The organism is Agromyces sp. G08B096 (assembly GCF_040267705.1).
Taxonomy (GTDB): Bacteria; Actinomycetota; Actinomycetes; order Actinomycetales; family Microbacteriaceae; genus Agromyces.
Genome location: NZ_CP158374.1, coordinates 1,995,604 through 2,021,225, shown reverse-complemented (window position 1 = coordinate 2,021,225; position 25,622 = coordinate 1,995,604). Strand labels below are relative to the sequence as shown.

At 72.2% G+C, this 25,622-nt stretch carries 22 protein-coding genes and 1 tRNA gene; 14 read left to right on the top strand and 9 right to left on the bottom strand.

Going from position 1 to position 25,622, the window contains the following annotated elements; translation table 11 throughout:
• Genes der through ABIQ69_RS09780 form a run of 3 tightly spaced genes read left to right on the top strand, consistent with a single transcriptional unit; the run spans position 1 to position 2,824 of the window.
• Positions 1-1,512: a ribosome biogenesis GTPase Der gene (gene der, locus ABIQ69_RS09790; RefSeq protein ID WP_350346937.1), complete on the top strand. Its 1,512-nt coding sequence runs from the start codon at positions 1-3 to the stop codon at positions 1,510-1,512.
• Positions 1,509-2,120: an SRPBCC family protein gene (locus ABIQ69_RS09785; protein ID WP_350346936.1), complete on the top strand. Its 612-nt coding sequence runs from the start codon at positions 1,509-1,511 to the stop codon at positions 2,118-2,120. Before der ends, ABIQ69_RS09785 begins: the two co-directional genes overlap by 4 nt.
• 20 nt (positions 2,121-2,140) lie before the next feature.
• Complete coding sequence (locus ABIQ69_RS09780; protein WP_350346935.1) at positions 2,141-2,824, top strand: DUF4166 domain-containing protein; 684 nt, start codon at positions 2,141-2,143, stop codon at positions 2,822-2,824.
• Between the two features lie 17 nt (positions 2,825-2,841).
• Here ABIQ69_RS09780 and ABIQ69_RS09775 read toward each other — a convergent pair whose 3' ends face one another.
• Positions 2,842-3,465 carry a GNAT family N-acetyltransferase gene (locus tag ABIQ69_RS09775; RefSeq protein WP_350346934.1) on the bottom strand — a complete coding sequence of 208 codons (624 nt, stop codon included), beginning with the start codon at positions 3,463-3,465 and terminating at the stop codon, positions 2,842-2,844.
• Between the two features lie 84 nt (positions 3,466-3,549).
• Between ABIQ69_RS09775 and ABIQ69_RS09770 the strand changes: the two genes are divergently transcribed.
• Both ABIQ69_RS09770 and ABIQ69_RS09765 read left to right on the top strand, forming a co-directional pair.
• The gene (locus ABIQ69_RS09770; RefSeq protein ID WP_350346933.1) at positions 3,550-4,026 is read left to right on the top strand and encodes a MarR family transcriptional regulator; all 477 of its coding nucleotides are present in this window, start codon (positions 3,550-3,552) and stop codon (positions 4,024-4,026) included.
• Entirely contained in the window at positions 4,023-4,697 is a 675-nt protein-coding gene (locus ABIQ69_RS09765; RefSeq protein ID WP_350346932.1) for a hypothetical protein, read from the top strand. The genes ABIQ69_RS09770 and ABIQ69_RS09765 overlap by 4 nt, the downstream gene beginning before the upstream one ends.
• A gap of 18 nt (positions 4,698-4,715) precedes the next feature.
• Here the strand turns inward: ABIQ69_RS09765 and ABIQ69_RS09760 are convergent, their stop codons facing one another.
• Entirely contained in the window at positions 4,716-6,155 is a 1,440-nt protein-coding gene (locus tag ABIQ69_RS09760; RefSeq protein ID WP_350346931.1) for an MFS transporter, read from the bottom strand.
• A 63-nt stretch (positions 6,156-6,218) separates the two neighbouring features.
• Entirely contained in the window at positions 6,219-7,973 is a 1,755-nt protein-coding gene (locus ABIQ69_RS09755) for a pyruvate dehydrogenase (protein ID WP_350346930.1), read from the bottom strand.
• Positions 7,974-8,193: 220 nt separating this feature from the next.
• Between ABIQ69_RS09755 and ABIQ69_RS09750 the strand changes: the two genes are divergently transcribed.
• Positions 8,194-8,267, top strand: a tRNA-Pro gene (locus ABIQ69_RS09750).
• 70 nt (positions 8,268-8,337) lie between these two features.
• Here ABIQ69_RS09750 and ABIQ69_RS09745 read toward each other — a convergent pair.
• Entirely contained in the window at positions 8,338-8,709 is a 372-nt protein-coding gene (locus tag ABIQ69_RS09745; protein ID WP_350346929.1) for a MerR family transcriptional regulator, read from the bottom strand.
• 64 nt (positions 8,710-8,773) lie between these two features.
• On the opposite strand from ABIQ69_RS09745, the gene ABIQ69_RS09740 reads away from it, so the two are divergent.
• A complete protein-coding gene (locus ABIQ69_RS09740) occupies positions 8,774-9,997 on the top strand; it encodes an MFS transporter (protein WP_350346928.1) in 1,224 nt (407 codons plus the stop codon).
• Between the two features lie 158 nt (positions 9,998-10,155).
• On the top strand, positions 10,156-11,364 hold the full coding sequence (locus ABIQ69_RS09735) for a benzoate/H(+) symporter BenE family transporter (protein WP_350346927.1): 1,209 nt from the start codon (positions 10,156-10,158) through the stop codon (positions 11,362-11,364).
• Between the two features lie 23 nt (positions 11,365-11,387).
• Here the strand turns inward: ABIQ69_RS09735 and ABIQ69_RS09730 are convergent, their stop codons facing one another.
• On the bottom strand, positions 11,388-12,299 hold the full coding sequence (locus ABIQ69_RS09730) for an Lrp/AsnC family transcriptional regulator (RefSeq protein WP_350346926.1): 912 nt from the start codon (positions 12,297-12,299) through the stop codon (positions 11,388-11,390).
• A 215-nt stretch (positions 12,300-12,514) separates the two neighbouring features.
• On the opposite strand from ABIQ69_RS09730, the gene ABIQ69_RS09725 reads away from it, so the two are divergent.
• The 6 genes from ABIQ69_RS09725 to ABIQ69_RS09700 are packed head-to-tail and all read left to right on the top strand — an operon-like array spanning position 12,515 to position 20,026.
• Positions 12,515-13,837, top strand: coding sequence for an MFS transporter (locus ABIQ69_RS09725; protein ID WP_350346925.1), 1,323 nt, complete (start codon positions 12,515-12,517; stop codon positions 13,835-13,837).
• On the top strand, positions 13,834-15,504 hold the full coding sequence (locus ABIQ69_RS09720) for an amidohydrolase (RefSeq protein WP_350346924.1): 1,671 nt from the start codon (positions 13,834-13,836) through the stop codon (positions 15,502-15,504). The genes ABIQ69_RS09725 and ABIQ69_RS09720 overlap by 4 nt, the downstream gene beginning before the upstream one ends.
• A 16-nt stretch (positions 15,505-15,520) precedes the next feature.
• Positions 15,521-17,149 (top strand): thiamine pyrophosphate-dependent enzyme, encoded by a 1,629-nt coding sequence (locus tag ABIQ69_RS09715; RefSeq protein ID WP_350346923.1) that lies wholly within the window; start codon positions 15,521-15,523, stop codon positions 17,147-17,149.
• Complete coding sequence (speB, locus tag ABIQ69_RS09710) at positions 17,146-18,105, top strand: agmatinase (RefSeq protein WP_350346922.1); 960 nt, start codon at positions 17,146-17,148, stop codon at positions 18,103-18,105. Before ABIQ69_RS09715 ends, speB begins: the two co-directional genes overlap by 4 nt.
• Positions 18,106-18,136: 31 nt before the next feature.
• Positions 18,137-18,742, top strand: coding sequence for a helix-turn-helix domain-containing protein (locus ABIQ69_RS09705; protein ID WP_350346921.1), 606 nt, complete (start codon positions 18,137-18,139; stop codon positions 18,740-18,742).
• Positions 18,743-18,772: 30 nt separating this feature from the next.
• Positions 18,773-20,026 carry a cytochrome P450 gene (locus ABIQ69_RS09700; protein ID WP_350346920.1) on the top strand — a complete coding sequence of 418 codons (1,254 nt, stop codon included), beginning with the start codon at positions 18,773-18,775 and terminating at the stop codon, positions 20,024-20,026.
• Between the two features lie 12 nt (positions 20,027-20,038).
• On the opposite strand, the gene ABIQ69_RS09695 is transcribed toward ABIQ69_RS09700, so the two are convergent.
• The 4 genes from ABIQ69_RS09695 to ABIQ69_RS09680 are packed head-to-tail and all read right to left on the bottom strand — an operon-like array spanning position 20,039 to position 25,594.
• Positions 20,039-20,953 carry an NAD(P)-dependent oxidoreductase gene (locus ABIQ69_RS09695; RefSeq protein WP_350346919.1) on the bottom strand — a complete coding sequence of 305 codons (915 nt, stop codon included), beginning with the start codon at positions 20,951-20,953 and terminating at the stop codon, positions 20,039-20,041.
• Positions 20,950-22,641 carry a class I adenylate-forming enzyme family protein gene (locus tag ABIQ69_RS09690; RefSeq protein ID WP_350346918.1) on the bottom strand — a complete coding sequence of 564 codons (1,692 nt, stop codon included), beginning with the start codon at positions 22,639-22,641 and terminating at the stop codon, positions 20,950-20,952. Before ABIQ69_RS09690 ends, ABIQ69_RS09695 begins: the two co-directional genes overlap by 4 nt.
• A complete protein-coding gene (locus ABIQ69_RS09685) occupies positions 22,638-24,596 on the bottom strand; it encodes a cytochrome P450 (RefSeq protein ID WP_350346917.1) in 1,959 nt (652 codons plus the stop codon). The genes ABIQ69_RS09690 and ABIQ69_RS09685 overlap by 4 nt, the downstream gene beginning before the upstream one ends.
• Positions 24,593-25,594, bottom strand: a complete 1,002-nt coding sequence (locus ABIQ69_RS09680) for a 3-oxoacyl-[acyl-carrier-protein] synthase III C-terminal domain-containing protein (RefSeq protein ID WP_350346916.1) — start codon at positions 25,592-25,594, stop codon at positions 24,593-24,595. The genes ABIQ69_RS09685 and ABIQ69_RS09680 overlap by 4 nt, the downstream gene beginning before the upstream one ends.
• Between the last annotated feature and the right edge of the window lie 28 nt (positions 25,595-25,622).

The following is a 25,622-nucleotide window of genomic DNA, read 5'->3' as shown; positions in this document are numbered from 1 at the left end:
ATGACCGACCGCGACGACGAGTTCGACGCCCACGAGGACGACCTCGCCGAGCGACTTGCCGGCGTCGACGAGGAGCTCGCCGAGCAGCGCGCCGCCGCGCTCCGCAGCGGCCTCGACGAGTACGACCTCGATGAGGAGGACCTCGACCTGCTCGAGCTCTCCGAAGAGGGCGAGGAGGGCATCCGGTACCTGCCGGCGCTGCCGGTGATCGCGATCGTGGGCCGTCCGAACGTCGGCAAGTCCGCGCTCGTGAACCGCATCCTCGGTCGCCGTGAAGCGGTCGTCGAGGACACTCCGGGCGTCACCCGCGACCGGGTCTCGTACAAGGGGGAGTGGCTCGACCGCCGGTTCACCCTCGTCGACACCGGCGGCTGGGAGCCCGACGCGAAGGGCATCGACGCGTCCGTCGCCGCGCAGGCGGAGGTCGCGATCGACCTGTCCGACGTGGTGCTGTTCGTCGTCGACGCGACCGTCGGCGCGACCTCGACCGACGAGCACGTCGTGCGGCTGCTCCGCAAGACGAAGAAGCCCGTATTCGTCGTGGCCAACAAGGTCGACGACGCACGCCAGGAGCCCGAGGCGGCCGCTCTGTGGAACCTCGGCCTCGGCGAGCCGTACCCCGTCTCCGCGCTGCACGGCCGCGGCGTCGCCGACCTCCTCGACGAGGTCTTCAAGGTGCTGCCCGAGATCTCGGCCGTCGCCAAGCAGGAGGTCGGCGGGCCCCGCCGCGTCGCCATCCTCGGCCGCCCGAACGTCGGCAAGTCGAGCCTGCTCAACAAGGCCGCCGGCGAGGAGCGCGTCGTCGTCAACGAGCTCGCCGGCACCACACGCGACCCCGTCGACGAGCAGATCGAGCTCGGCGGGAAGATCTGGCGGTTCGTCGACACCGCCGGCATCCGACGCCGCGTGCACCTGCAGCAGGGCGCCGACTTCTACGCGACGCTGCGCACCCAGGCCGCTCTCGAGAAGGCCGAGGTCGCCGTCGTCATCATCGACGTGACCCAGCCGATCTCCGAGCAGGACGTGCGGATCATCGACCTCGTGCTCGAATCGGGTCGTGCGCTGGTCATCGCCTACAACAAGTGGGACCTCCTCGACGACGACCGCCGTCGCTACCTCGAGCGGGAGATCGAGCAGGACCTGCACCACGTCGCGTGGGCGCCGCGAGTGAACATCTCCGCCCGCACCGGGCGGCACCTCGAGAAACTCGTGCCCGCCCTCGAGACGGCGCTCGCCTCGTGGGACACGCGCATTCCGACGGGCAAATTCAACGCGTTCCTCACCGAGCTCACCCAGGAGCACCCGCACCCTGTGCGCGGCGGCAAGCAGCCTCGCATCCTGTTCGGCACGCAGGCGGCCACCCGGCCGCCGACCTTCGTGCTGTTCACGACCGGGTTCCTCGACCCCGGGTACCGCCGGTTCATCCAGCGGCGACTGCGCGAGATCTACGGCTTCGAGGGCAGCCCCATCGTGCTGAACATGCGCGTGCGCGAGCGGCGCCAGCGGAAGTGAGCCGGGGCCGCGACGGCATCTACGTCGAAGCGTTCATCCGCTGCGACGTCGACCTGCTGTGGCGGCTCACGCAAGACCCCGACGAGCACGTGCGGTGGGACCTGCGGTTCTCCCGCATCGTGCCCGAACACGAGCTCGCCGGCGGCGGCACCCGGTTCCGGTATGAGCGCTCCCTCGGGCCGCACACGATCCGGGGAACCGGCACCACCGTCGGCGAGCGCAGTCGGCCCGACGGCAGTCGGACCTCGGCGCTCCGCTTCGACACGGACGACCCCTGGTCGCCGCTGCGTGCCGGCCGGGGATACTGGCGGTATGTGCCCGAGCCGGACGGCGTTCGCTTCATCACCGGGTTCACGTACCGGCCGTGGTTCGGTCGACTCGTCGACGCGCTGCTGCGGCCGGTCGTGGCGTGGATGACGGCGTGGAGCTTCGACCGGCTCCGGATCTGGGCCGAACAGGGGATTCCGCCCGAGGACTGGGGCGTGGCATCCGTGCTCGCGGTGTGGCGGCCGGAGCGACCGCGGGCCCCCCGCTGCCGGACCACACCGCCCGCGCGCGGGGCGTTCGCCGAGGAGCCGGCGACGCTCGCCCGCCTGGAGGCGCCGTGATGGGGCCGGAGGCGGCGACCGTGGGAGCGGTGTTCCGCCGGGCGCTGGGCGACCGGTTCGAGCAGCTGCACCCCATGCTGCAACGCCGGTTCGGCGTCTCCCTCGACGCGGGCTACGCCTGCATCGGCCGCGGAGTGATGACGAGCATCCGCCGCGGGCCCTGGTGGACGGTGCCGTTCCTCCAGATCGGACGGATCCGGAACATCCTCGTCGCCGATGTCGGCACGGATGTGCCGTTCACCATCGAGAACCACGCCTACCTCGATCCGTACGCGCGCGAGACCGTGACGTTCGTCCGCGAGTACCGCGTCACCGGGGCGGCGAGGGCGAGCCGATTCGACGCGACCATGGTGTTCGATCCGGTAGCGCAACGGGTCGTGGACTATCTCGGGACCCACCAGCATCTCGCGGTCGATCTCGACCTCGACGTCGAGTCCGACGGGTCGCTGCACCTTCGCTCGGGTGCCCAGCGGTTCCGCGAGGGGTGGGTCGACTTCGGGTTCCCCATGTTCGCGTCGGGCTACGCCGATCTGCGCGAGCGATTCGACGAGGATGCCGGTGTGTTCAGGGTGCGGCTCGAGGTCCGCAATCGCGCGTTCGGGTTCCTCTTCGGGTACGAGGGATGGTTCGAGTGCGAGTTCCCCGCGGCCACCGGCGCTCCGCCCGAGCGGGTGCTGCCGCGACGGTACGAGCGGCGGTACTGAACGCCGCCTGGCGGTCGCTACGCGCGACCCGCGAGTCGATGCTCCATGACGACGCGGCTCGTCGTCGTGCGGGCGACCTCGGCGAATCCGGCGTCCGCGAACATCGAGACGGTGCCGTGGAACAGCTCCTCGGCCGAGGGCTTCGACCTCGCCGACGGGTCGACGGCGTACGCCTCGAGCGTCGTCGCGCCGTGCTCGCGCGCGAAGCCGATCGCGGCGCGGGCGAGGGCCCGGCCGATGCCGCGGCCCCGATGTGCGCGCGGGATGACGAAGCAGGAGACCGCCCAGACCGTCTCGTCGTCGAAATCGGGATGGGTGGTGCCTGAGACCACGGCGCGGCTCCGGCGGAGCCTCGGCAGATCGCGGCGCGGCTCGACCGCGCACCAGCCCACCGGCTCGTCGCCGTCGTAGGCGAGGAGCCCGCGACCGGGCCCGGGCTCGGCGAGCTGCCCCTCGAGCCGCTGACGGAGGCCCTCGTCGCCGACCGCCCGCCAGTCGCGAGCCTCGATCATGAACCACTGGCACCAGCAGTGGGCGGCGTCGCCCTTCGTGCCGAAGACCTGTTCGACGTCGGTGAACGGGGCGTCGGCTGCAGGGACGATGCGGAGGGCAGGAGTGTCGTCGGTCACGTCGTCGGCCATGACCCCACGCTAGCCCGGGCGGCCGACGGCTGCTCGAAGGTCGATAGGTGGTGTATATAGGTAACGATGTAGTAAACTCACGATATGACCCCGACCGTCCTCGATCGCCTCCTTCTCATCAGCGAGCTGTTCCAGAAGGACATGGCGCGCGCGTTCGACGGCACCCCGCTCACGCCCGCGCGCACGCGGGTGCTGTGGGTCCTCGCGGCGACCGGCCCCTCGACCCAGCAGGCGCTCGCGGGTGCGCTCGAGGTGAGCGCGCGCAACATCACCGGCCTCGTCGACGCGCTGGAGGAGGCCGGGTACGTCCGGCGCACGCCGCACCCCACCGACCGGCGGGCGACGATCGTGGAACTGACCGAGCGCGCCGCCGACGTCATGGCCGGCATGCAGCGCGACCACGCCGAGCTCTCCTCGACGCTCATCGAGGCCGTCGCACCGAGCGACCGCGCCGGGTTCGAGCGGGGGCTCGACGCCATCGCCGTCCGGCTCGCGGAGCTGATCGCCGAAGACGAAGCGCGACGTGCGGCGGGCGGCAACACGGAGCGGACGGCCTCATGAGCACCGGCGTGCAGCCCGCTCGCGGCGAGGCATCCGTGTGGTCGCGCGTGCGGGGGTTCGCGACCCGCGCCCTCCGCCTCGAACTGCGCATCTACGCCAGCATCGGCCGCCTGATCACGCGGCGCCCCGCGATCCCGGCGGGCGGCGCCGGCTTCTCATACCACCGCCCGGTGCTCACCGTCCTCATCATCTTCATCGTGCTCTCGGCGGTCGAGATTCCCATCATCGACCTGATCGTGCACCAGTGGCCGGCGGTGCGCATCGGGTTCCTGGTGCTCGGCATCTGGGGGCTGACGTGGATGATCGGTTTCCTCGGCGCGTTCCTGATGCGGCCGCACACCGTCGGTCCCGACGGCATCCAGGCGCGCGAGGGGCTCGAGATCGACGTGCCGCTCAGCTGGGCCGACGTCGCCTCGGTCGCCCCCGCTCGCCGCGTCGACGAGCCGAAGACGCCGCGGGTCACCGAGACCGATGACGGGGCGACGCTGAGCCTGCGCATGCAGAACGAGACGAACATCGAGATCGAGCTCGAGCGCCCGATCCGGGTCGAGCTGCCCGGGCGCGCCCCGAAGGGCGGCGTGCACGAGGTCACCCGGGTGCGGCTCTGGGCGGACGACCCCAAGGCGTTCCTCGCGAGCGTCCGGACCCATCTCGGCGCCTACACGGCGTGAGGTTCGCGGCGTCGCGCCTCAGACCGCGTCAGCCGCCGGTTCGGCACGTTCCTCGGCGGAGATGACGCGGTCGCGAGGCATCCACGCCGCGGCAGCCAGCATGAGCAGCGCGATCACGGCCGTCGCGATGAACACCGCCGCGGAGGCGGGGATGATCGTGGTCGCGTTCGCCACGCCGCCGTTCGACGCGATGACGTTGTTCGCGATCGAGCCGAACACCGCGACGCCGAGCGCGGAGCCGGCCGACCTCGCGAACGCGTTGGTGCCGGTGACGACGCCCCGCTCACTCCAATCGACCGAGGCCTGTGCCGCGATGAGGCTCGGCGCCGCCGTCCAGCCGAGGCCGAAACCCATGACGAAGGCCACGGCGGCCACCAGCCACGGGCTCGGGAACGGTGCGATGACCGCCAAGGCGATCGAGCCGACGAGGGCGATGACCGCGCCGAGTACGACCGTCGCCCGGAACCCGATGCGAAGATACAGTCGGCCCGACAGGGAAGCCGAGAGCGGCCAGCCGAGCGTGAGTGCCGCGACGGCGAGGCCGCTCAGCAGGGGTACCACGCCGATCGAGGTCTCGAGGTAGCTCGGCACGAAGCTCGTCACGCCCGTGAGCAGCGCCCCGATGCCGAGCGACACGAGTGTCGTCGACGAGATCAGCCGACGCCGGAAGATCGCCAGGTCGAGCACCGGCTCGGCCGCGCGCCGCTCGACGAGCGCGAACGCGACGAGGGCGATGGCGCCGACGGCGAAGCATCCGATGCTCTGGATCGACGACCACGCCCACGCGTTGCCGCCCTCGAGGAGGCCCAGGATGATCGCCGTGAGCCCGACGGTGAGCAGGGCCGCGCCGGCGTAGTCGATGCGGTGACGGCGCCGTTCGACGGCCTCATGGTAGAAGCGCAGGAGCGCCCAGCCGGCGATGAGGCACAGCGGGATGTTCACGAGGAAGATCCAGCGCCACGACGTGAACTGCGAGAACACGCCGCCGAGGGCCGGGCCCACGACCGAGGAGATCGCCCAGACACTCGCGATGTAGCCCTGCACCTTCGCCCGCTCGGCGACCGTGTAGAGGTCGCCGACGATCGTCATCGTCATGGGTGCGGCCGCCCCGGCGCCGAGTCCTTGGATCACCCGGAAGAGGATGAGCGCGCCCATGTTCCAGGCGACCGCGCAGAGGATCGAGCCGAGCAGGAACAGGCCGACGCCGATGAGCACGATCGGCTTCCGGCCGAAGGTGTCGGCGAGCTTGGAGTAGATCGGCACCGACACGGCCTGCGCGAGCAGGTACACGGAGAAGAGCCACGGGAACTGGTCGAACTCGCCCAGGTCGCCCACGACCGACGGCACCGCCGTCGCGAGGATGGTCGCGTCGATGGCGATGAGCCCCGTCGTCAGCATCAGGGCGATGAGCACCGGCCCTCGCTCGGAACGGAACCCGACGGCAGCAGTGTCACTCACCCTGAGGACAAGTCCGTGCTTCGCGTGAACATTCCCGCCGGGGCATCCGAGTTCGTACGCCGCTCACAGGCCGGGCACATGCCGGATGTTCGAGCGCGCCATCGCGACGGCCTCCGCGGCGCCGCCGTGCAGCACGATCTTCGACATCGCCAGCGCGAACCCCTTCACCTGCTCGCCCGTGATCGCGGGCGGCAGCGACAGGGCACGCGGGTCGGTCACGATGTCGACGAGCGCCGGGCCCGGGTGGGTCAGCGCCGAGTTCACGGCCGCCCGCAGGTCGCGCGGGTCTTCGACGCGGGTCGCCTGGAACCCGATCGCCGACGCGATGCCCGCGTAGTCGACGCCAGGCACATCGACGCCGAAGTCGGGGAAGCCGTCGACGAGCATCTCGAGCTTCACGAGCCCGAGCGTGGAGTTGTTGAAGACGAACACCTTCACGGGCAGGTCGTACGCGATCGCCGTGATGAGCTCGCCGAGCAGCATCGAGAGGCCGCCGTCGCCCGCGATCGCGACGACCTGGCGGTCGGGGAACCCGACCTGCGCACCGATCGCGTGGGGGAGCGCGTTCGCCATCGACCCGTGGATGAACGAGCCGATGATGCGGCGCTCGGCCGTCGGGGTGACGTAGCGGGCCTGCCACACGTTGCCCATGCCGGTATCGGCCGTGAAGATCGCATCGGATGCCGCGGCCTCGTCGATGACCGTGATCGCGAACTCGGGATGGATCGGCGCCACGGTGTCGACATCGGTGTAGGTGCCGACGACCGAGCCGAGCAGCTTCTCGTGCTTCTTCAGCGTCCGGTCGAGGAACCGGCGGTCGGTCTTCTCCGCGACGAGGTCGGTGAGCCGGGCGAGCGTCGCGCGCACGTCGCCGTGCACGGGGTGCGCGACGCTCACGCGACGGCCGAGGTGCGAGGCATCCGCGTCGATCTGCGCGATGACGACCTTCGACGGGTCGGGCAGGAACTGCTCGTACGGGAAGTCGGTGCCGAGCAGGAGCAGGAGATCGGCGTCGTGGATGCCCGCGTGCGCGGCGCCGTAGCCGAGGAGGCCGGTCATGCCGACGTCGTAGGGGTTGTCGTGCTGGATCCACTGCTTGCCGCGGAGGGTGTGCCCGATGGGTGCCTTGAGGCGTTCGGCGAACGCGATCACCTCGTCGTGCGAACCCTCGACGCCCGCACCAGCGAAGATCGCCACGGTCTTCGCCCGGTCGATGGCCTCGGCGAGCCGGCGCACGTCGGCATCCGCCGGCACGAGCGTGGGCGGCTCGGTCAGCACGAGCGGGGGGAACGAATCGGATGCCTCGAACTCGGCGATGTCGCCCGACAGGACGATCACGCCGACGCCCGGCCCGGCGATCGCGTGCCGGAGGGCCGCATTCACGACCCGCGGCGACTGCTCCGCCGTCGAGATCAGCTCGCAGTAGTCGGAGCACTCGACGAAGAGGCGCTCGGGATGCGTCTCCTGGAAGTAGCCCGACCCGATCTGCGTGCTCGGGATGTGGCTCGCGATGGCGAGCACCGGTGCCTTCGACCGCTGCGCGTCGTACAGCCCGTTGATGAGGTGGAGGTTGCCCGGACCGCAGCTGCCCGCGCACACCGCGAGCTTGCCCGTCACCTGCGCTTCGGCCGCCGCCATGAAGGCCGCCGCCTCCTCGTGCCGCACGTGGATCCAGTCGATGCCGCCCTTCGCCTTCCCACCGCTGCGTCGGACGGCGTCGACGATGGGATTCAGCGAGTCCCCGACGATGCCGTAGATGTGATCGACCCCGGCATCGATGAGCTGGGCGACGAGCTGGTCGGCGATGGTGCGTGCCACGGTTCCCCCTCCGTCAGGCGTGTGCGGTCGTTCCAGTCTTGCCGGTGGGCAGGGCCGCGTCGAGGGGGAGCCGGGCGTGGCGGGCCGCGTTGGATCGCTCGTCGTCGTTTCGTCGGCGTCGGGTCGGCTCGCTGCCGGTGACGAGCGGGGGTGTGCACGAGCACGCCTCCGGATGCCGCTATGATGGTCAAGTTGTCTTCGACGGAAACGCCGGGGGCATCGGGCTGTGGCGCAGCTTGGTAGCGCACTTGACTGGGGGTCAAGGGGTCGCAGGTTCAAATCCTGTCAGCCCGACAGAGAAGCCCTGATGAGCAGCGAATCTCATCAGGGCTTCGTCGTATCCGGGGATTGTTGGGTGGCAGACTCACGCGCGCTGCGCGATCTCCACTTCGGTCCGTGCGAGGAACTCGCGGATGGTGTCGCGGCTGCGGGTGAGGCAGGCGATGCGGTCTTCGAGGCCGTCGAGCTCAGCCGACAGCATGGACGCGACCGTTCGGGGGCACGTCGCGTCGAGCTTCGCTGCGGCGTCTTCGGCGTCGAGGAGGACTTTCACCAGTCGGGTCGGGATGCCCGCCCGCACCAGGCCCGCGACACGGGTGAGTCGTTCGGCGTCGGCGTCGGTGTAGCGCCGGTACCCGTTCTCTGCACGCTCGGCGCTCAGGAGTCCTTGCTCTTCGTAGTAGCGGATGAGGCGCGGGGCCACCTTCGTGCGCTCCGCGAGTTCGCCGATCTTCATGATTCCTCCGCGTCCGAGATCAAAGCTTGACATTGACATCAATGTGAGGGTTTACGGTCCCATCATGACAGAAACCGTGGAATCCGCACAGCGTTCGACCTCGTTCCCCTGGACACCGATCCTCATCCTGTCCACGGCCACGATGCTGATGGTCACCGCCGAGATGCTGCCGGCGGCGCTGCTCGCCCCGATGAGCTCGGGACTCGGCGTGAGCGAGGCGGCGACCGGCGCGCTCGTGTCGATCTGGGCCGCCGTGGTCATGGTCGCGAGCCTTCCGTTGAGCAGGTTCGCCAGGCGCTGGCGGGCGCGCCCGGTGATCGTCTTCGCCCTCGCGGCGCTCGCCCTCTCCTCGGTGCTCACGGCGATCGCGCCCGCGTTCGGCGTCGTGATCGCGGCGCGGGTGCTCGGTGCTGCGGCCGTCGGCGTGCTGTGGGCGACGGTGAACGCGTTCGTCGCCGACCTCGTGCCGGACCGGCTTCTCGGTCGGGCGATCGCGGTCGTGCTCGGTGGCGGCACTCTCGGCATGGTCATCGGCACCCCGCTGGGGCGTCTGCTCGCCGATGCGAGCGACTGGCGGGTCGCCTTCCTCGTGCTCGGTGCGACGCTCGCTGCTGCCGCGGTGGCGGTCCGGCTCATGGTTCCGCTGCGGGACCGCGCCAGGCTCGCGCCGTCGTCGCCCCGCGAGGGACGGATGCCCCGAACCGCGCGCCTCGGCATCGTCACGCTGCTCGTGGCCGTGTCGCTCATCGGCCACTACGGCGCCTACACGTTCATCACCCAGCTGGCAGCGCCCGCCGCGACCGCGTTGCCGGGCGGGACGAGCACCGTGCTGCTCGCCTTCGGCGTCGCCTCCGCGGTCGGCCTCGTCGCCGCGGCGCGGGTCGGGGAGCGCACGGCTCGGGCGCTCGTGGTCTCGCTCGCGGTGACCGCCGTGGCCGTGGCAGCGCTCGCCGTCTCGTCGGCGCCGGTCGTCTCGCTGATCGTCGTCCTGGTGTGGGGTCTCGGCTCCGGAGCGTTCCCGCCGCTCGCGCAGACGGTCATCCTCCGGATCGCGGGCCCCGAGCACCGCGACTTCGCCGGCGCGCTGATCCCCGTGCTCTTCAACGGAGGCATCGCGATCGGTGCGGGCGCGGCCTCAGCGCTGGTCGGTGCCGGCGGACCGATGACCCTGCCGGTCCCTGCGGCCATCGTCGTCCTGGCCGCCGCGTTGGGGCTGGTCGCCGTGGAGGCGGCGCGGCCGAAGGCGCCGGTGCTGATCACGGACGCGGCTTCGCGACCCGCGGCGTGAGGCACCGGGCCGCCGTGCACTCGCGTGCCGGCGGCCCGCCGCCCGCCGCACGCTATCGTGGGCTGCACTGCGACTGGCGTGGCCGGATGAACCGGCGTGGAGCATGTGAGCGACATCGTCCGCCTGGGTGTCCTCGGTCGATCGGCCCGAGGAGCGCCATGTCCGACGAGACGACACCGTCACCATCGCCGAGCGGCTGGCTCCGCCCGATGTCGGCGGGTGTCGTGTCCGCGCTGGTCGGCTTCACCAGTGCGTTCGTCGTGGTACTCGCCGGCCTCGCGGGCGTCGGTGCGAGCCCGGAGCAGGCCGCGAGCGGGCTGCTCGCGGTGAGCGTCACAATGGGGCTCGCCTGCATCGTGCTCGCCTGGTCGACTCGGATGCCGATCACCTCGGCATGGTCGACCCCCGGCGCCGCGCTCCTCGCCACCACCGGCACCGTCGACGGCGGGTGGCCCGCAGCCGTGGGTGCGTTCCTCGTCACCGGGGTGCTGATCGTGCTCACCGGCCTCGTACCGCAGCTCGGTGCCCTCATCGCCCGCATCCCAGCCTCCATCGCGCAGGCCATGCTCGCCGGAATCCTGTTCCAGCTCTGCCTCGGGCCCATCACCGGGCTCGCGGCGAACCCGCTGCAGGTCGCACCCGTGGTGATCGTGTGGCTCGTCGCCCTCCGTCTCCTGCCCCGGTGGGCGGCACCGCTCGCCTTCGTCACCGCGGCGATCGTGATCGCCGTGCACGGGGCATCCACCGGTGCGTCCATCGAGCCGGCCGCCCTCGTGCCGCACATCGAGCTGACCGCGCCCGTCTTCACACCCGCCGCGGTGGTCGGCATCGCGCTGCCGCTCTACCTCGTGACGATGGCCTCGCAGAACGTGCCGGGCGTCGCCGTCATGAAGGGCCTCGGGTACGAGGTGCCGTGGCGCCGTTCCATGATCGTCACCGGTGTCGGCACGCTGATCGGCGCTCCCGCCGGCGGGCACGCGATCAACCTCGCGGCCATCAGTGCCGCGCTCGCCGCCGGCCACGAGGCCGGGGAGGACCGCTCGCGTCGCTGGATCGCGAGCGTCACGGCCGGTGGGGTACTGGTCCTCCTCGGCATCGCGTCGACGGCGTTCGGCGCGCTCGTCTCACTCGCGCCGGCCGGCGTGCTGGCCGCGGTCGCCGGCCTCGCGCTGCTCACGACGTTCGCCGCCTCCCTCAGAGCGGCGTTCGTCGACGGGACCGAGCAGATCCCCGCGGTCGTGACGTTCGCGACCGCTGCATCGGGCATCGCGATCGCGGGTGTCAACGCGGCGTTCTGGGCGCTCATCGCCGGACTGGTCGTCCGCAGCGTGCTCCACCTCGGACGGCGCGCGACATCACCGGGTTGAGCGCGCTGCGCCTCTGACCATCGTCAGCGGCTGACTGCCCTGCTCACGGGCACCGGGCGCAGCGTCCTGGCGTAGTCCTCCTTGAGGACGGCGAGGTGCAGCCACGCCTCGAGGCGGGCCACGCCAGGCAGTGCCCTGATGCGCTCGAGGCTCGCGAAGATGGCGCCGGCCGACGGCTCGACGAGGGTGGTGACGGCGTCGAAGCGCCCGAGGGTGCGGGCGGCGAAGTCGACGCCCCGCCAGCCCCGGAGCGCCTCCATCACGGCGTCGTCGTCGCCAGTGAGCGTGAGTCCGACGCCCATCGAGAGCTGTCGGTGTGCAAGGCCGCGCGCTTCGACGGCGCTGATCTTGATGACCCCGCCGGAGATGAGCCGCTGCACGCGGGTCGTGACGGCCGAGGGCGAGAGGCGCACCGCCTCGCCGAGCGCGCGGAAGCTCATCCGCCCGTCGCGCTGGAGCAACTCGATGAGCGCGGTGTCGATGGCGTCGATGGTGAGGTCGCCCCGGTACTCGGAGACGAAGAAGCCCTTCACGACCGTCGAATAGATGAGGGTGTTGATGTCGGCCACGCCCGGCATCGCCCGGATCCGGGCGAGCAGCTCGTGCAGGGCCGCCATCGAGCCGAGCCGCACCTCGGTGACGAGATCGTGCGCGCCGCCCACGGCCGACACGAGCACGGTCTCGCCGAGCCCGCGGAGCTGCTGGGCGACCGGCTCGACCTGGCTGTCGGTGCGGATCGACACGTGCGCGAGTACGTGCTGGCCGAGGAAGACCGGATCGACCGCCGCGACCACGCGGACGGTGCCGTCGGCCAGCATCGTGCGCAGTCGCGCCGAGACGGCGGCGCGTGTCTGGCCCAGACGGGCGGCGAGCGAGTGGATGCTCGCTCGTCCGTCCTCCTGGAGTGCGCGGATGAGGTCGGCGTCGAAGTCCATGCCCAGCCCGATCGGTCGAAATTCCGGTGAACGCCTGTCGGAGGCGACAGAACACGAGTGTAGAGACATCCAAGCGTGACGTGAACGAATGGATGCGTCTTCAACCGAACAGAACTCCAGTTGAGATGTCGTCGCGCTGGAGTTCTGCGGTTGCCGCCGAGGCATCCGCGCTCGTAGCATCCTCGCCATCCGACATCATCCGCGAAGGGGCGGTCATGACTTCCACACACAGCAGGGCGCGACGGGCGGGCATCGCGGCGTTCGTGGGCACCACGATCGAGTGGTACGACTTCTATGTCTACGCCACGGCCGCCGCCCTCGTCTTCGGACCCTTGTTCTTCCCGAGCGGCGACCCGCTCGCCGAGACGGCCGCCGCGTTCGCGACCTTCGCCGTCGCGTTCGTCGTCCGCCCCCTCGGCGGCATCATCTTCGGCCACATCGGCGACAAGCTCGGCCGGCGCGTCTCGCTCGTCATCACGCTGCTGCTCATGGGCATCGCTACGGTGCTCGTCGGCTGCCTGCCGACCTACGACACCGTCGGCTTCCTCGCCCCGATCCTGCTCATCCTGCTGCGTGCGCTGCAGGGCCTCGCGGTCGGCGGCGAATGGGGCGGCGCCGTGCTCATGAGCGTCGAGCACGCGCCCGAGAAGTCCAAGACGTTCTACGGCGGCTTCACGCAGCTCGGCAACCCGGCCGGCGCGCTGCTCGCCTCGGGCATCTTCGCGATCATGTCCCGCGGTGGCCAGGACTTCATCATCGACGGCGGCTGGCGCATCCCGTTCCTCCTCTCGATCGTGCTCATCGGCGTCGGCCTCTGGGTGCGCTACCGCGTCGAGGAGACGCCCGTCTTCGAACAGAAGGTCGAGGGCCGCAAGCAGTCCACCCCGCTCGCCTACGCGCTGCGCGTGAACTGGCTGCCGATCCTGCTCGGCATCGGCCTGCTGCCGATCTCGACGGGCGGCTACTACCTCGCCACGACGTTCGCGACGGCCTACGCCACCGGCGAGCCCATCGGCATGAGCGAGCAGCTCATCCTCGACGCGATGACCATCGCCTCGTTCGTCGAATTCCTCGTGACGCTGCCGGTGGCCTGGCTCGGCGACAAGTGGGGACGGAAGAACATCATGTATCTCGGTCTCGTGACCTCGGTGCTGACCTTCATCCCGTTCATGCTGGTGCTGCCCGGCAAGGTGGAGCCGCTCGTGTTCCTGCTCGCCTCGCTCGTCCGCATCGCGATGAGCGCGACGTACGCCCCGATCGCGGCGATCCTCGCCCAGATGTTCCGCCCGCAGGCGCGGTACACCTCGATCGCGCTCTCGTACGGCGTGGGCGCGGCGATCTGGGCCGGGTTCTCGCCGTGGTTCGCCACGCAGCTCATCGCCTGGACCGGGAGCATCTGGTCGGTCATCGCGATGTTCGTCGGCATGGCGGTGCTCGCGGGCATCTGCACCCGGTTCGCACCGCAGCACTCCGACGAGGCACCCGTCACCGCCTCCTTCCACGCCCGCACCGACACCACGGGGAACCGCCTGCCATGAGGAAACTGCACGCCTTCGACCGACCCGACCAGACCGGGCCGCGATTGATCACGGCGCGAGTCATCCGCACCGTGGACGCCGAGGACGCGACCGCGACCGCGATGCTGATCGACCGCGGCCGCATCGTCGCCGTCGGCTCGTCCGCCGCCTGCGAGGAGGCCGCCTCGCGGGCGGGGCTGCAGCCCGAGCGGGTGGACCTCGGCGACCGGGTCGTGGTGCCGGGCTTCATCGACGCCCACGCGCATCCGCTGATGTACGGGCAGATGATGACCTGGGTCGACTGCGGGCCGGCGAAGGCGGGCAGCATCCCCGAGATCGTGGCGCTGCTGAAGGCCGCTGCGGAGGACCTGCCGCCGGGCCGGCCCGTCCGCGGGTACGGCTACGAGCACCGCAACCTCGCCGAGCAGCGCCACCCCACGCGGTTCGAGCTCGACGAGGTCGCGACCGATCGTGAGGTGTACCTGATGAACGCCTCCGGGCACGGGGGCGTCGTGAACAGCCACACGCTCGAGATCAACGGCGTCGACCGCGACACCCCGAACCCCGAGGGCGGCGAGTTCTTCCGCGACGCCGCGGGCGAGCTCACGGGCGAGCTGTCGGATGCCGCGTGCAACATCCTCACCGGCGTGCACGGCGTGAAGATCGGCCACCACGGCCCGAACTTCCACCTCGCCGACGAGCCGGAGGAGCATCTGCGCCAGCTGGATGCCGCGACGCAGCGCTTCCTCGCGGGCGGGGTGACGGCGATCGGCGACGCGCAGGTCTCCCGGCGCGAGTTCGACATGTACCTCCGGCTCGCCGAGGCCGGACGGCTCGAGCTCCGGGTGTCGATGTACCTGCTCTCGCACCTGCTCGACGACGCGCTCGAGATGGGGCTCGTCGGACAGTTCGGCAACGCCCACCTGAGCTTCGCCGGCATCAAGTTCTACGCCGACGGCACCCTCGGCGGGTGGACGGCGTACTTCCCCGACGGCTACGTCGGCGATCCGTGCCGCACCGGGCAGCTGTACCACGAGCCCGCCGACTACGCCGAGCTCATCCGGAAGGCGCACGCCGCCGGGCTGCAGACCGCCACCCACGCCCAGTCGCCGACGGCGATCGAGATGGTCGTCTCGGCGATCGAGGCCGCGCTCGCCGAACGGCCGGACCCCGACGCCAGGCACCGGATCGAGCACTGCGGCCTGCCGACGCCCGAGCAGATCGCGCGCATGGCGACCGCGGGCATCCGGCCCGTCAATCAGACGCAGCATTACTTCAACTGGGGCGAGGGCGTCGAGGAGGCGATCGGCACGCCGGGGGAGCGCTTCAACCCGCTGGGCGAGTTCCAGGCCGCGGGCGTGCCCTTCACGATCTCCTCGGATGCCCCGGTCGCCGAGCCCATCCCGCTCGAGGCGATCCAGACCGCCGTGACCCGGGTGACCCGGCGCGGCCACCGGCTCGGCCCCGACTCGCTGCGGGTGTCGGCGGCGGCCGCGCTGCGCGCGCACACCTACGAAGGCGCCGTCTCGCTCGGCCGCGAAGACGACCTCGGCTCGCTCGAGCCGGGCAAGGTCGCCGACTTCGCCGTGCTGAGCGACGACCCGCTCGACGTCGAGCCCGAGCGCATCACCGAGATCCGGGTCACCGAGACCTGGGTCGGCGGCGAACGCCGCTACCGCGCAGCATGAGGAGGGGAGCGGGTCAGTGAGCCGCGAACAGTACGCCGACACCACCGGCCGGGCCGTGCTCGAGACGATCCGGTCGTACGGGGTGACGACCATCTTCGGCATCCCCGGCACCCACAACCTCGAGCTCTACCGGCCGCTCGCCGACCTCGGCATCCGGGCCGTCACGACCCGCCACGAACAGGGTGCCGGGTACGGCGCCGACGGCTGGGCGCAGCAGACCGGCCTGCCCGGCGTCGTCATCACGACCTCCGGCCCCGGCCTGCAGAACGCCATGAGCGCCATCGGCACCGCGTTCTGCGAGTCCCGGCCGCTGCTCGTGATCTCACCGGGCGTCCCGCTCGGCGCCGAGTTCGCCGACGTCGGCACCCTCCACGAGACGAAGGATGCCACGGCCATGGTCGGCGCCATCGCCGAGTGGTCGCGGCGGGTCACGACCGCCGCCGAGGCCGTCGACGCCGTGCACGACGCGTTCACCCTGTTCCGCTCCGGCCGGCCGCGGCCGGTCCACGTGGAGATCCCGCTCGACGTGCTCGAGGCGCCGGCCGGGCTGCCCGCCGAGGCCCGACTCGCTCGCCCGGCGCCCGCTCCCGCTGCCGGCGATGCCGAGGCCGTGCGCCGTGCGGCCGAGCTCATCGGCGAGGCATCCGCGCCCGTCATCATCGCGGGCGGCGGAGCGACCCGGGCGGCACGAGAGGTCACCGCGCTCGCCGAACGCCTCGGGGCCCCGGTGCTCACGTCGCTCAACGGCAAGGGCACCCTCGACGAGCAGCATCCGCTCTCCCTCGGTTCGAACCTGCGGATCGGCGCCGCCCGCGAGGCGGCCGAGCACGCCGACGTGCTCATCGTGCTCGGGTCCAAGCTCGGCGAGGCGGAGCTCTGGGCGCCGGCGCTCGAGGCCCGCGGCCGGGTCGTCCGCGTCGACGTCTCGGCGGCGCAGCTCCACAAGAACCTGGAGGCGACCGTCGGCATCGTCGGCGACACGTCGGCCGTCGTCGCCGCGCTGCTCGAGCAGCTGCCCGGGCCGACCGCGCCGCGACCCGACCTCACCGGCCTCCGCGCGGCCATCGCGGCCGAGATCGCCTCGATCGCGCCCGACACCGTCGCGCTCGCTGAGACGATCGCCGAGGCGTTGCCCGAGCACGCGGTCGTCGCCGGGGACTCGTCGCAGATCATCTACCTCGCCCTCGCCAACGTGCTCCGTGCGTCCCGCCCGCATTCCCTGCTCTACACGCCCACTTACGCGACCCTCGGCTACGGCCTGCCCGCCGCGATCGGGGCGCGCGTCGCCCAGACCGAACGCCCGGTCGTCGCCGTGCTCGGCGACGGCGCGCTGATGTTCTGCGTCAACGAGCTCGCGACCGCCGTCGAACAGCGCCTCGACCTCACGATCGTGTGCGTCGACAACGGCGGCTACGCCGAGATCAAGCAGAACGAGCTCGACCGTGGCATCGCGCCGATCGGCGTCGATCTCATCCAGCCCGACTGGGCCGCCCTCGCCGACGCGTTCGGCGCGACCGGACGCCGGGCCGCCCGTGTCGACGAGGTGGCGCCCGCCATCCGCGCCGCCGTGGCGGGCGGCGGCGTTCAGCTCGTGCACATCCCGCAGGCGGCCCTCGCCCCAGACCACAGGAGAGATGACTCATGACCGAGCCCATCGGCCCCGTCGACGCATCCGTGAACCCGAGGTACTCGGGTATCGCGACGTTCGCGCGGCTGCCGCGCATCGAGGACGTCCCGACCGCGGACCTCGCGATCGTCGGCATCCCCTTCGACACCGGAGTCAGTTATCGCCCGGGTGCACGGTTCGGGCCGTCGCACGTCCGCGAGTCGTCGCGGCTGCTGCGGCCGTACAACCCCGCCCAGGACGTCTCGCCGTTCGCCGCGGCGCAGGTGGTCGACGCCGGCGACATCCCGGTCAATCCGTTCGATCTCGGCGAGGCGGTGCGCGAGGTCGAGGTCGCGGCCACCGAGCTCGGCGAGCGGGCGCAACGCCTCGTCGCCATCGGCGGCGACCACACGCTCGCCCTGCCGCTGCTCCGCGCGGTGACCAAGCGCCACGGCCCCGTCGCGGTGCTGCACTTCGACGCGCACCTGGACACCTGGGACACCTACTTCGGCGCCCCCATCACGCACGGCACGCCGTTCCGCCGCGCGAGCGAGGAAGGGCTCATCGACCTCACCGCGAGCTGTCACATGGGCACGCGCGGGCCGCTGTATTCGAAGCAGGATCTCGAGGACGACGAACGCCTCGGCTTCGCCATCGTCTCGAGCGAGTACGTCGAGGAGCACGGCGTCGAGGCGGGCATCCGTCGCATGCTGGACCGACTCGGTGACCGCCCCGTCTACGTGTCGATCGACATCGACGTGCTCGACCCGTCGCACGCGCCCGGCACCGGCACGCCCGAGGCCGGGGGACTGACGAGCCGGGAACTGCTCCGGATGCTCCGGAGCCTCAGGAGCGTGAACCTCGTGGGCGCCGACGTCGTCGAGGTGGCGCCCGCCTACGACCACGCGCAGGTCACGGGGATCGCGGCCAGTCATGTCGTGTACGAACTCGTGTGCCTCATGGCCGCCCAGCTCGCGGATCCACAGGCGTCCTGACAGAACCTGCCACGATGGTAAGTTCACCATCGTGGCAGGATTACGCGAGCGGAAGACGGCGGCGACTCGGCAGCGGATCCTCGACGAGGCGAACCGACTGTTCGAGCGCGACGGCTTCGACGCGGTCACGCTCGCAGAGATCGCCGAGGCCGCCGACGTCTCCCTGAAGACGGTGGTGAACTACTCCGGCGCGAAGGAGGACCTCTTCTTCGACGCGGAGCGGCCCGGCATCGATGACCTGCTCGTCGCGATCGCCGGCCGGCACGAGCGGTCGCTCTCGCTCACCGAGGCGGTCCGGCCGCTCCTCGTCGACGGGCCGGTCCTCGCCGGGACGACGACCTGGGCCTCCATCGACGAGACGACGTGGTCCGCGCTCCGGCGCTGCGCCGAGTGCGAGCGGGACTCGCCCACGCTCACCGCCCGACGTGCCGCGCTCCTGCAGTCGTGGCTCGTGCACCTGGCCGAACGGTCGGGATCGGCGCCGTGGTCGGCGATGCTCACCGGGGTGCTGGTGCTCCGACACTCGATCGTGCTCGACGGGCTCGTGGCGGGGCGGTCGCCCGCCGGCGTTGCGCGGCTCGTGCGCACCGCCGTCGGCGGGGCACTCGACGCGCTGGAGCGCGGCTTCGCCCGCTGAGCGGGCGCCGGGCTCGGCTATCGTGGCGACGTGCCCGTCGCCGAGGATCTCGCCCCGCTCGCCCGCGAACGCCGTCTCTCGCTCATCGGCGACGGCCTCGGCCGCGGTGCCGAAGCCCACGAGCACCGCCTGTTGCGGGCCGCGCGACCGGCGCTGCCCGTACTCAACTGGCTCGGCCAGTTCGCGAACCCCATCATGCGCGTGCCGAAGCTCGGCTGGATCACCGCCGACCCTCGCGTCGCACGCGCGCTCCTCAACGACCCCGAGCACCTCACGCTCCTCAGCGAAGGCGGCGTGGGCCACCTCTGGGCGCAGATCCTCGGCGACTGGGTGAACGACCTCTTCGACGGCCCGGGCCACCACGACCTCCGCACCCGCAGCCGCGAACTCTTCACCGAGCGCACCAGCCGCGGATTCGTCGAACGAGCGTGGGGAGACCGGCTCACCGTCGCGCGCGCCGTCTTCGAGGCCGGCGAGGAGCTCGACCTCGCCGACCTCTCGCGCGTGCTCGTCGGCCGCATGGTGACCGCGCTGCTCGGCACACCCGTCGACCCGTCGCGCGGCGACGACGCCTACCGCGAGATCTTCGCGACCGGTGAGGAGCTCGCGAGCATCGCGCTCGGCACCACTGCCGACACCGTGCTGCCGCCGCACAAGGTCGAGGCCGCGCGCGCGATCGTCGAGCGGCTCACCGGCCACGTCGACGCCGCGTTCGCCGACGCCCCTGAAGATGCGGTCATCGGCCGCTGCCGCGAGCTCGGGCTCTCGCTCCGGGAGACGAAGGGGCTCGCGACGCTGCTCATGGTCGCCGGCACCGAGACCGCGGCATCCGCCATGGCGCGCACGGCAGCCCTGCTCGCCGACAGCGGCGAGCAGCACCGGCTCATCGCCGCGCCCGAGCATCGCGACGACGCCGTCCGCGAGGCGCTGCGGGTCACGAGCCCGGCGCCCATCATCGGCCGCGCAGTGCTCGCCGCCCTCGAGATCGCCGGGCGGACGCTGCGCGCCGGCGACCGCGTGGTCGTGCTCACCTGGACGGCGAACAACCTCGCCGGCGGCTTCCGGATCGACCGGCCCTACCTGCCGCAGTACCGGCAGCTGTGGTTCGGCGCCGGACGGCACCTCTGCCTCGGCGGCCCGCTCGCAAAGGCGGAACTCGGCGCGATCGTGGATCTGCTCGTCGGTGACGGGCGCCCGTTCGAGATCGTCTCGCGACGGTACGGCCGGCGCGTGCTCATCCCGGCGTACGCCTCACTCGTGGTGCGGAAGCGTCGGGACGCCTGAACGCTCGCCGGCTCACCAGTCCTCGGCGCCCTCGAGGCTCGTGTCGCGCGGGTCGTACCGCAGTCGTTCGCGCGCTGCGCTGAGGTCGTACGTGCGCTCGAACCCGAGCTGGCTCACCGCATAGCGGGTGAGCCGGGGACGGCCGCCCGTGACCTTCGCCGCGCGCTCGAGCCCGTGCGCGAGCCGGAGCGCCGCCGGCGTGGGGATGCCGACGATGCGCGCCCGCACGTTCCGCCGGCGGAGGAACTCGCCGATGACGTCGGAGAGGACGACGGGCGACGCATCCGTGACGTTGAAGATGCCGCGCGGGCCGAACGGGATGACGGCGAGCCGGACCGCGTCGACCAGGTTGTCGATATGCGTGAGCGAGTGCCGCACGCGCCCGCCGGCGGGCAGCACGAGTCGGCCTCCTCGCACCGCCTCGAGCACTCGTGGCAGGAGCGTGGTGTCGCCCGGGCCGTACACGGCGTGCGGGCGGAGGATCGCCACGTCGCGTCCGCTCAGCTCCGCCTCGGCGAGCGCCTTCGTCTGCGAGTATGTGCTGAGGAAACGCCGCGGCAGCCGCGTGTCCTCGCGGGCCTGGACGCTCGGGCCGAACGCGTCGTACACGCTCGACGTCGAGAGGTGCACGAGCCGGACGCCCGGGAAGGTGCGCACGACCGCGCGCGTGCCGTCGCGGTTGACGAGCAGCGCGTCCTCGAAGCGCACCCAGTCGTCGGCCAGGGCGGCGCAGTGCACGACGGCGTCGACCCGTTCGGGTTTGCGCAGCGGCCCCCGTGCGAGGTCCCACACCCGGTACGTCCCGGATGGGTGCGCCCAGCCGCCGGGCGTCCGCCCGTAGCCGACCACGCGATGTCCGTCGTTCGCGAGCGCGGTCGCGACGGCTCCGCCGACGAACCCGCTCGCTCCGGTGACGGCGACCCTCATCCTGCCTCCTCCTGGTGGTGCGAACCGTGGTGCGAATCGAGCTTCGGACCCCGGCTTCCGGCCCGCGTCGGCGCCTGCTGCGCGTCGCCGGCGACCCGGCGGGCGACCGCCCGCGCGAGTCCGGCGCGGTCGAGCTTGCTGCTCCGCCCCGACCGCGGCAGGTCGCCCGCCGCGAGCACGAGGTCGGGCAGGGCGCCCGCGTCGATCAGTCCGGGGAGCGCCCGGGCGACGGCGGCGACGAGCGGATGCTCCGCCGTGAGCTCTGCGGGCCGGTCGGCCTCCGGTACGAGGACGAGCACGATGCGGTCGTCGCCGATCTCGTCGGGCACGCCGGTGAGCACGGCCTCAGCGACGCCGGGGAGTCCTGCGATGATCGGCTCGTAGAGGCCGGGGTAGACGTTCCAGGTGCCGCGGATGAACATGTCCTTCGCGCGCCCGAGCAGGGTGAGCCGGTCGCCGTCGAGGCGAGCGAGGTCGCCGGTGCGGAGTTCGGCGAGCGGACGGGCGGGCAGGTCGTGCAAGTACCCGCGCGCGAGACCGGGCCCGGAGAGCACGAGCTCACCGTCGTCGATGCGTGCGGTGACGCTCGGCACGAGGCGGCCGACGGGGTCGCCGCCGGTACCCGCGACCTCACGGCCACCGGCGACGTCGCCGCGCCCGGGAGAGGCCTCGAGCTTCTCGTCGCCGTCGATGATCGCGACGGGGAGGATCTCGGTCATGCCGTAGACCGCCCGGATCGCGGTGTCGGGGAATCGTCGGCGGATCCGCTCGAGGAGCGGCCGCAGGACGGGTGCGCCGCCCAGCACGATGGTCTCGAGCCGGGACGGCGCGAGCCCGGGGTGGGCGTCGAGCTCGCGGAGCAGCGCGTCCATCGCGGCGGGCACCGCGAACAGCAGCTCCGCATCCGCGAGCAGAGGGAGGACGTCGCCCGGCCGGGCGATGGGGTCCGCGCTGCGCGGAGGCATCCGCCAGTGCGCGCCGGCGATGAGCGCGGGGATGCCGACCATCAGCTGATCGGTGACGACCAGCTGGCCGGCGTAGAGCCCCACACCCGCGGCGAAGTCGCCGAGGCCGGCGCCGAGCGACCCCCGGGTGTGCACCACGGCCTTCGGGGTGTCGGTGGTGCCGCTCGTGAAGACGATGAGCGCCTCGTCGTCCGGGTGGTCGCTCGCGAGCGACAGGTCTGCCGCCCGAGCGGCAGCCCGTGCGAGATCCGAAACGGCCCGTGCCCCGCGGGGCACCCCTGGCAGCCACGGTCCGGCGCGGAGATGCCGAGCCTCGGGCACCAGCTCGCGGTACGGGGCGAGCTCGAGCCCTCGCCGCCGGGCGAGCGGGCGGAACAGCGTCGTCGACGCGAGGTGCAGGAGCGACTCGGCCGCGACCCAGCGCGGCGCCGCGAGTCGCGCGCGGGCGCGGAACAGCGCCTCCCCGGCGCCCGGATCGGCGAAGACCACAGTGCCGCGTGCGAGCACGATGCCGAGCGCGAGCACGACCGCGTCGGGGCCCGGCCGCACGGAGAAGAGCACCCGGTCACCGTCGGCGAACCCGTCGGCGCGGAGGGCCGACGCGGTGGCGCGGATGCGGGCGCCGAGCTCGGCATAGGTGAGCGTGGAGCGACCGGCGGAGATCGCCGGGAGCTCTGGATGCCGTTCCACCGCCTGGAGGACGGCCGCGACGAGGTCGGTCATCGTGCGCCCGCCCCCTCGACGACGAGTCGCGCGTACGCCGGGATGAGCACGCCGCGCGCCGGACGGCGCTCGACGACGCGCAGCTCCGGCGTCGCGAGCAGCGGGTCGAGCGTCGTGCGGATCTGCGCGGTCGCGAGCGGCGCGCCGAGGCAGAAGTGCACGCCCGCCCCGAACCAGAGCTGCTTGAGTGAGGCGGCGGGATTGCCCACGGGATCGAAGTCGCCGAGGGCGCGGTTCGCCCAGTAGGTGCCGAGCACCACGCGTTCGCCGCGCCGCACCGGGAGGTCGCCCACGGCGCCGTCGCGGGCGACGGAGCGCAGCATGACGGGCGAGGGGGTGGTGACCCGCAGGGCCTCGGCGACCGCCGCGTCGACGAGCGACCGGTCGGCCGCGAGCAGCGCGTGCCAGCCGCTGTCGACGAGGATGGCCGCGAGGCGCGGCACGAACGACACGAGCGTCTCGGTGCCCGTGAGCACGAACGCGCCCACCGCGCCGAGCGCCTCGCGTTCGTCGAGGCCGAGCGCGCGCATACGGCCGGGGACGGTGGACTCGTCGCCCGCGTACGCCCTGGACGCGTGCTCGCCGAGTTCGCCGAGGATGCCACGGGCGACGGCGAGCCGGCGCCCGGTGAGCCGCGGGCGGGCCAGGGTCACGAACCCCGTGACCGCCGACACCCGGGCGAACAGCTCGTCGTCGACGACGTCGTGGTCGAGGCCCACGAGGCGGCTGATCACGGCGCTCGCCGACCGACGGGCGTGTGCGACGAGGTCGACCCGCTCGCCTCGCGCCAGCCGTGCGCCGAGCTCGGCGGCGGCACCGCCAAGGGCGTCGTCGACGAGCCGGTCGACGAAGGCGGGCGCGAAGAGCGGGGCGAGCTTCCTGCGGAGCTCGCGGTGCTCCGCGCCCTCCATGTTGAGCAGCACGCTCGGGCCGAGCACGGGTGTCCAGAGATCGCTCGGCGCGCCCGGGCCGGTCTTGCTGAACGTGGCGGTGTCGAGGAGCACCGAACGGAGCACCTCGGCGTCCTTCACGACGACGCCGAGCCCGGGCACCCGTCGGACGCGGCCGGGGATCGCCGACACGGCGGGGAAGGCGAACGGGTGGGCGGCGCGCACCACGCGCCGCTCAAAGCGGCGGGCGAGGGCGACGGACGCCCGCGGTTCGCGCGCCACGGCGGCGGGGTCGCGGATGTCGACGACGGCCGGGCGGTACGCATGGTCCTTGTACCAGAGCAGGGTGTTCGCGAGTCCCCACGCCTGCACCCGCCGGCTCGACCCGTACACGACGACGTCCCGCCGCCTGGCGTAGTCGCGGGTGATCCGGCGCACGGCGTTCACGAGCGCCCGGTCCTCGTGCAGCTCCTCGATACGTGTGCGCGGGAAGCCGCCCGCCGCGAGGTAGAGCTCGGCGGTGATGCCGACGTTGCACCCGGCTGCCATGAGGTACGGGCCGAGGTAGCCGTCGTCGCGGTTGCCGGGACGCACCCGCCCGAACGCCTCCGCGAGGTGGACGGCGCCGCGGAGCGCCGCCCTGGTCGCCCAGCCGAGCCCCTCGTCCGTGCGGGGCACCAGCTCGCCGCCCACGAGCTGCAGGCCGAGCCCGCCCTCGGTGGGAGCGGTGAGCGCCCGGCGGATGCTCGCCGTCCAGTCGGCTCGGGGCAGGCAGTCGGCGTCGGTCCGGGCGAGGAGGGTCGCTCCGGCGTCGATCGCGGCGCGCATGCCGGTGTCGGCGGCGGCGCCGGTGCCCTTCTGCGGCTCGTGGACGACACGCCAGCGGTCGAGCCCGCGGTCGCGGGCGAAGGCACGGATGACCGCGGCGCTGTCGTCGGTCGAGCCGTTGTCGACGAACACGGCGTCGAAGTCGGCGTCGTCCTGCGAGGCGAGGGCCTCGAGGGTGGGCATGATGCCGGCGGCTTCGTCGAAGACCGGCACGACGACGGCGAGGCGGCCCGTCACAGGCGCACCATCATCAGGCCGAGGCTGATGCCGCCGGCGAGGCCGATGAGGAGGACCAGGCTGCCGGGGCCGACCATGCCGCGCTCCCGGGCCAGCTCCAGCTGCAGCGGCAGCGTCGCCGACGCGAGGTTGCCGTGCTCGCCCACGGTCACGACGGTCCGGTCGCCCGGGACGCCGAGCCGTTCGAAGATCGGCGGCAGGTAGGGCAGCGCGACCTGGTGGATCGCCACGAGGTCGAAATCGGATGCTGCGAGCCCGTGCCGCCGCAGCAGGTCGAGCACGGGCTCGGGGCCGAGGTCGAGGAACGCCTGCTGCAGGCCGGCGCCGTCCATGTCGAAATAGAGACTGTCGGGGTCGTGCCCGCCGATGGTGCCGCCGCCAGGCAGCGTGCCGATCGACCAGTGCTCCGAGACGGCGTGGAACGCCGAATCGAGGATGCCCGCCCGGCCCGAGTCATCCGCTTCGAGCACGATCGCCGCACCGGCGTCGCTCATCACGTATCCCGGGAAGGAGCGGATGAACTGCGCATGATCGCGCACCCGCCAGCGGACGCCCGCGGTGGGCGCCTCGCCGCTGGCGATGAGGATGCGCCGCGCCTGCCCGGCCCGGATCATCGCATCGCCGACCTGCATCGCGTTGACCACGGAGTTGCAGGCGTTCTTCACGTCGAACACCGGGACGCCGAGGCCGAGCTTCGCGTTCACGATGTGGCTCGTGGCCGGCTCGACGAGGTCTTGACTGGCGCTGGCGAAGATGAGCTGGTCGACCGGGCCGGGGGAGCGGTCGAGCGCGACGCGGGCGGCGGCGACCGCGAGATCGGAGGCCTGCCAGCCCTCTGGACGGAGATGGACCCGGCCGACCCCGGTCATCCGTTCGATGAGCCCCGTCGCGAGCTTCAGCCCGGGGTTCTCCGCGCGGAGCGCGCGCTCGGTCTCACGGGCGGTGCGGACGCGGTCGGGCAGGTGGGCGGCGACGGCGGCGAGGCGGGTGGAGCGCACTCGCACGAGCCTAGCCAGCCGGCGGCCC

Bases quoted from the DNA above. Each gene is read 5' to 3' on its own strand.
- der (WP_350346937.1), top strand. From the start codon at position 1: ATGACCGACCGCGACGACGAGTTCGACGCCCACGAGGACGACCTCGCC.
- ABIQ69_RS09775 (WP_350346934.1), bottom strand. From the start codon at position 3,465: ATGGCCGACGACGTGACCGACGACACTCCTGCCCTCCGCATCGTCCCT.
- ABIQ69_RS09770 (WP_350346933.1), top strand. From the start codon at position 3,550: ATGACCCCGACCGTCCTCGATCGCCTCCTTCTCATCAGCGAGCTGTTC.
- ABIQ69_RS09765 (WP_350346932.1), top strand. From the start codon at position 4,023: ATGAGCACCGGCGTGCAGCCCGCTCGCGGCGAGGCATCCGTGTGGTCG.
- ABIQ69_RS09745 (WP_350346929.1), bottom strand. From the start codon at position 8,709: ATGAAGATCGGCGAACTCGCGGAGCGCACGAAGGTGGCCCCGCGCCTC.
- ABIQ69_RS09740 (WP_350346928.1), top strand. From the start codon at position 8,774: ATGACAGAAACCGTGGAATCCGCACAGCGTTCGACCTCGTTCCCCTGG.
- ABIQ69_RS09735 (WP_350346927.1), top strand. From the start codon at position 10,156: ATGTCCGACGAGACGACACCGTCACCATCGCCGAGCGGCTGGCTCCGC.
- ABIQ69_RS09730 (WP_350346926.1), bottom strand. From the start codon at position 12,299: ATGGACTTCGACGCCGACCTCATCCGCGCACTCCAGGAGGACGGACGA.
- ABIQ69_RS09725 (WP_350346925.1), top strand. From the start codon at position 12,515: ATGACTTCCACACACAGCAGGGCGCGACGGGCGGGCATCGCGGCGTTC.
- ABIQ69_RS09720 (WP_350346924.1), top strand. From the start codon at position 13,834: ATGAGGAAACTGCACGCCTTCGACCGACCCGACCAGACCGGGCCGCGA.
- speB (WP_350346922.1), top strand. From the start codon at position 17,146: ATGACCGAGCCCATCGGCCCCGTCGACGCATCCGTGAACCCGAGGTAC.
- ABIQ69_RS09695 (WP_350346919.1), bottom strand. From the start codon at position 20,953: ATGAGGGTCGCCGTCACCGGAGCGAGCGGGTTCGTCGGCGGAGCCGTC.
- ABIQ69_RS09690 (WP_350346918.1), bottom strand. From the start codon at position 22,641: ATGACCGACCTCGTCGCGGCCGTCCTCCAGGCGGTGGAACGGCATCCA.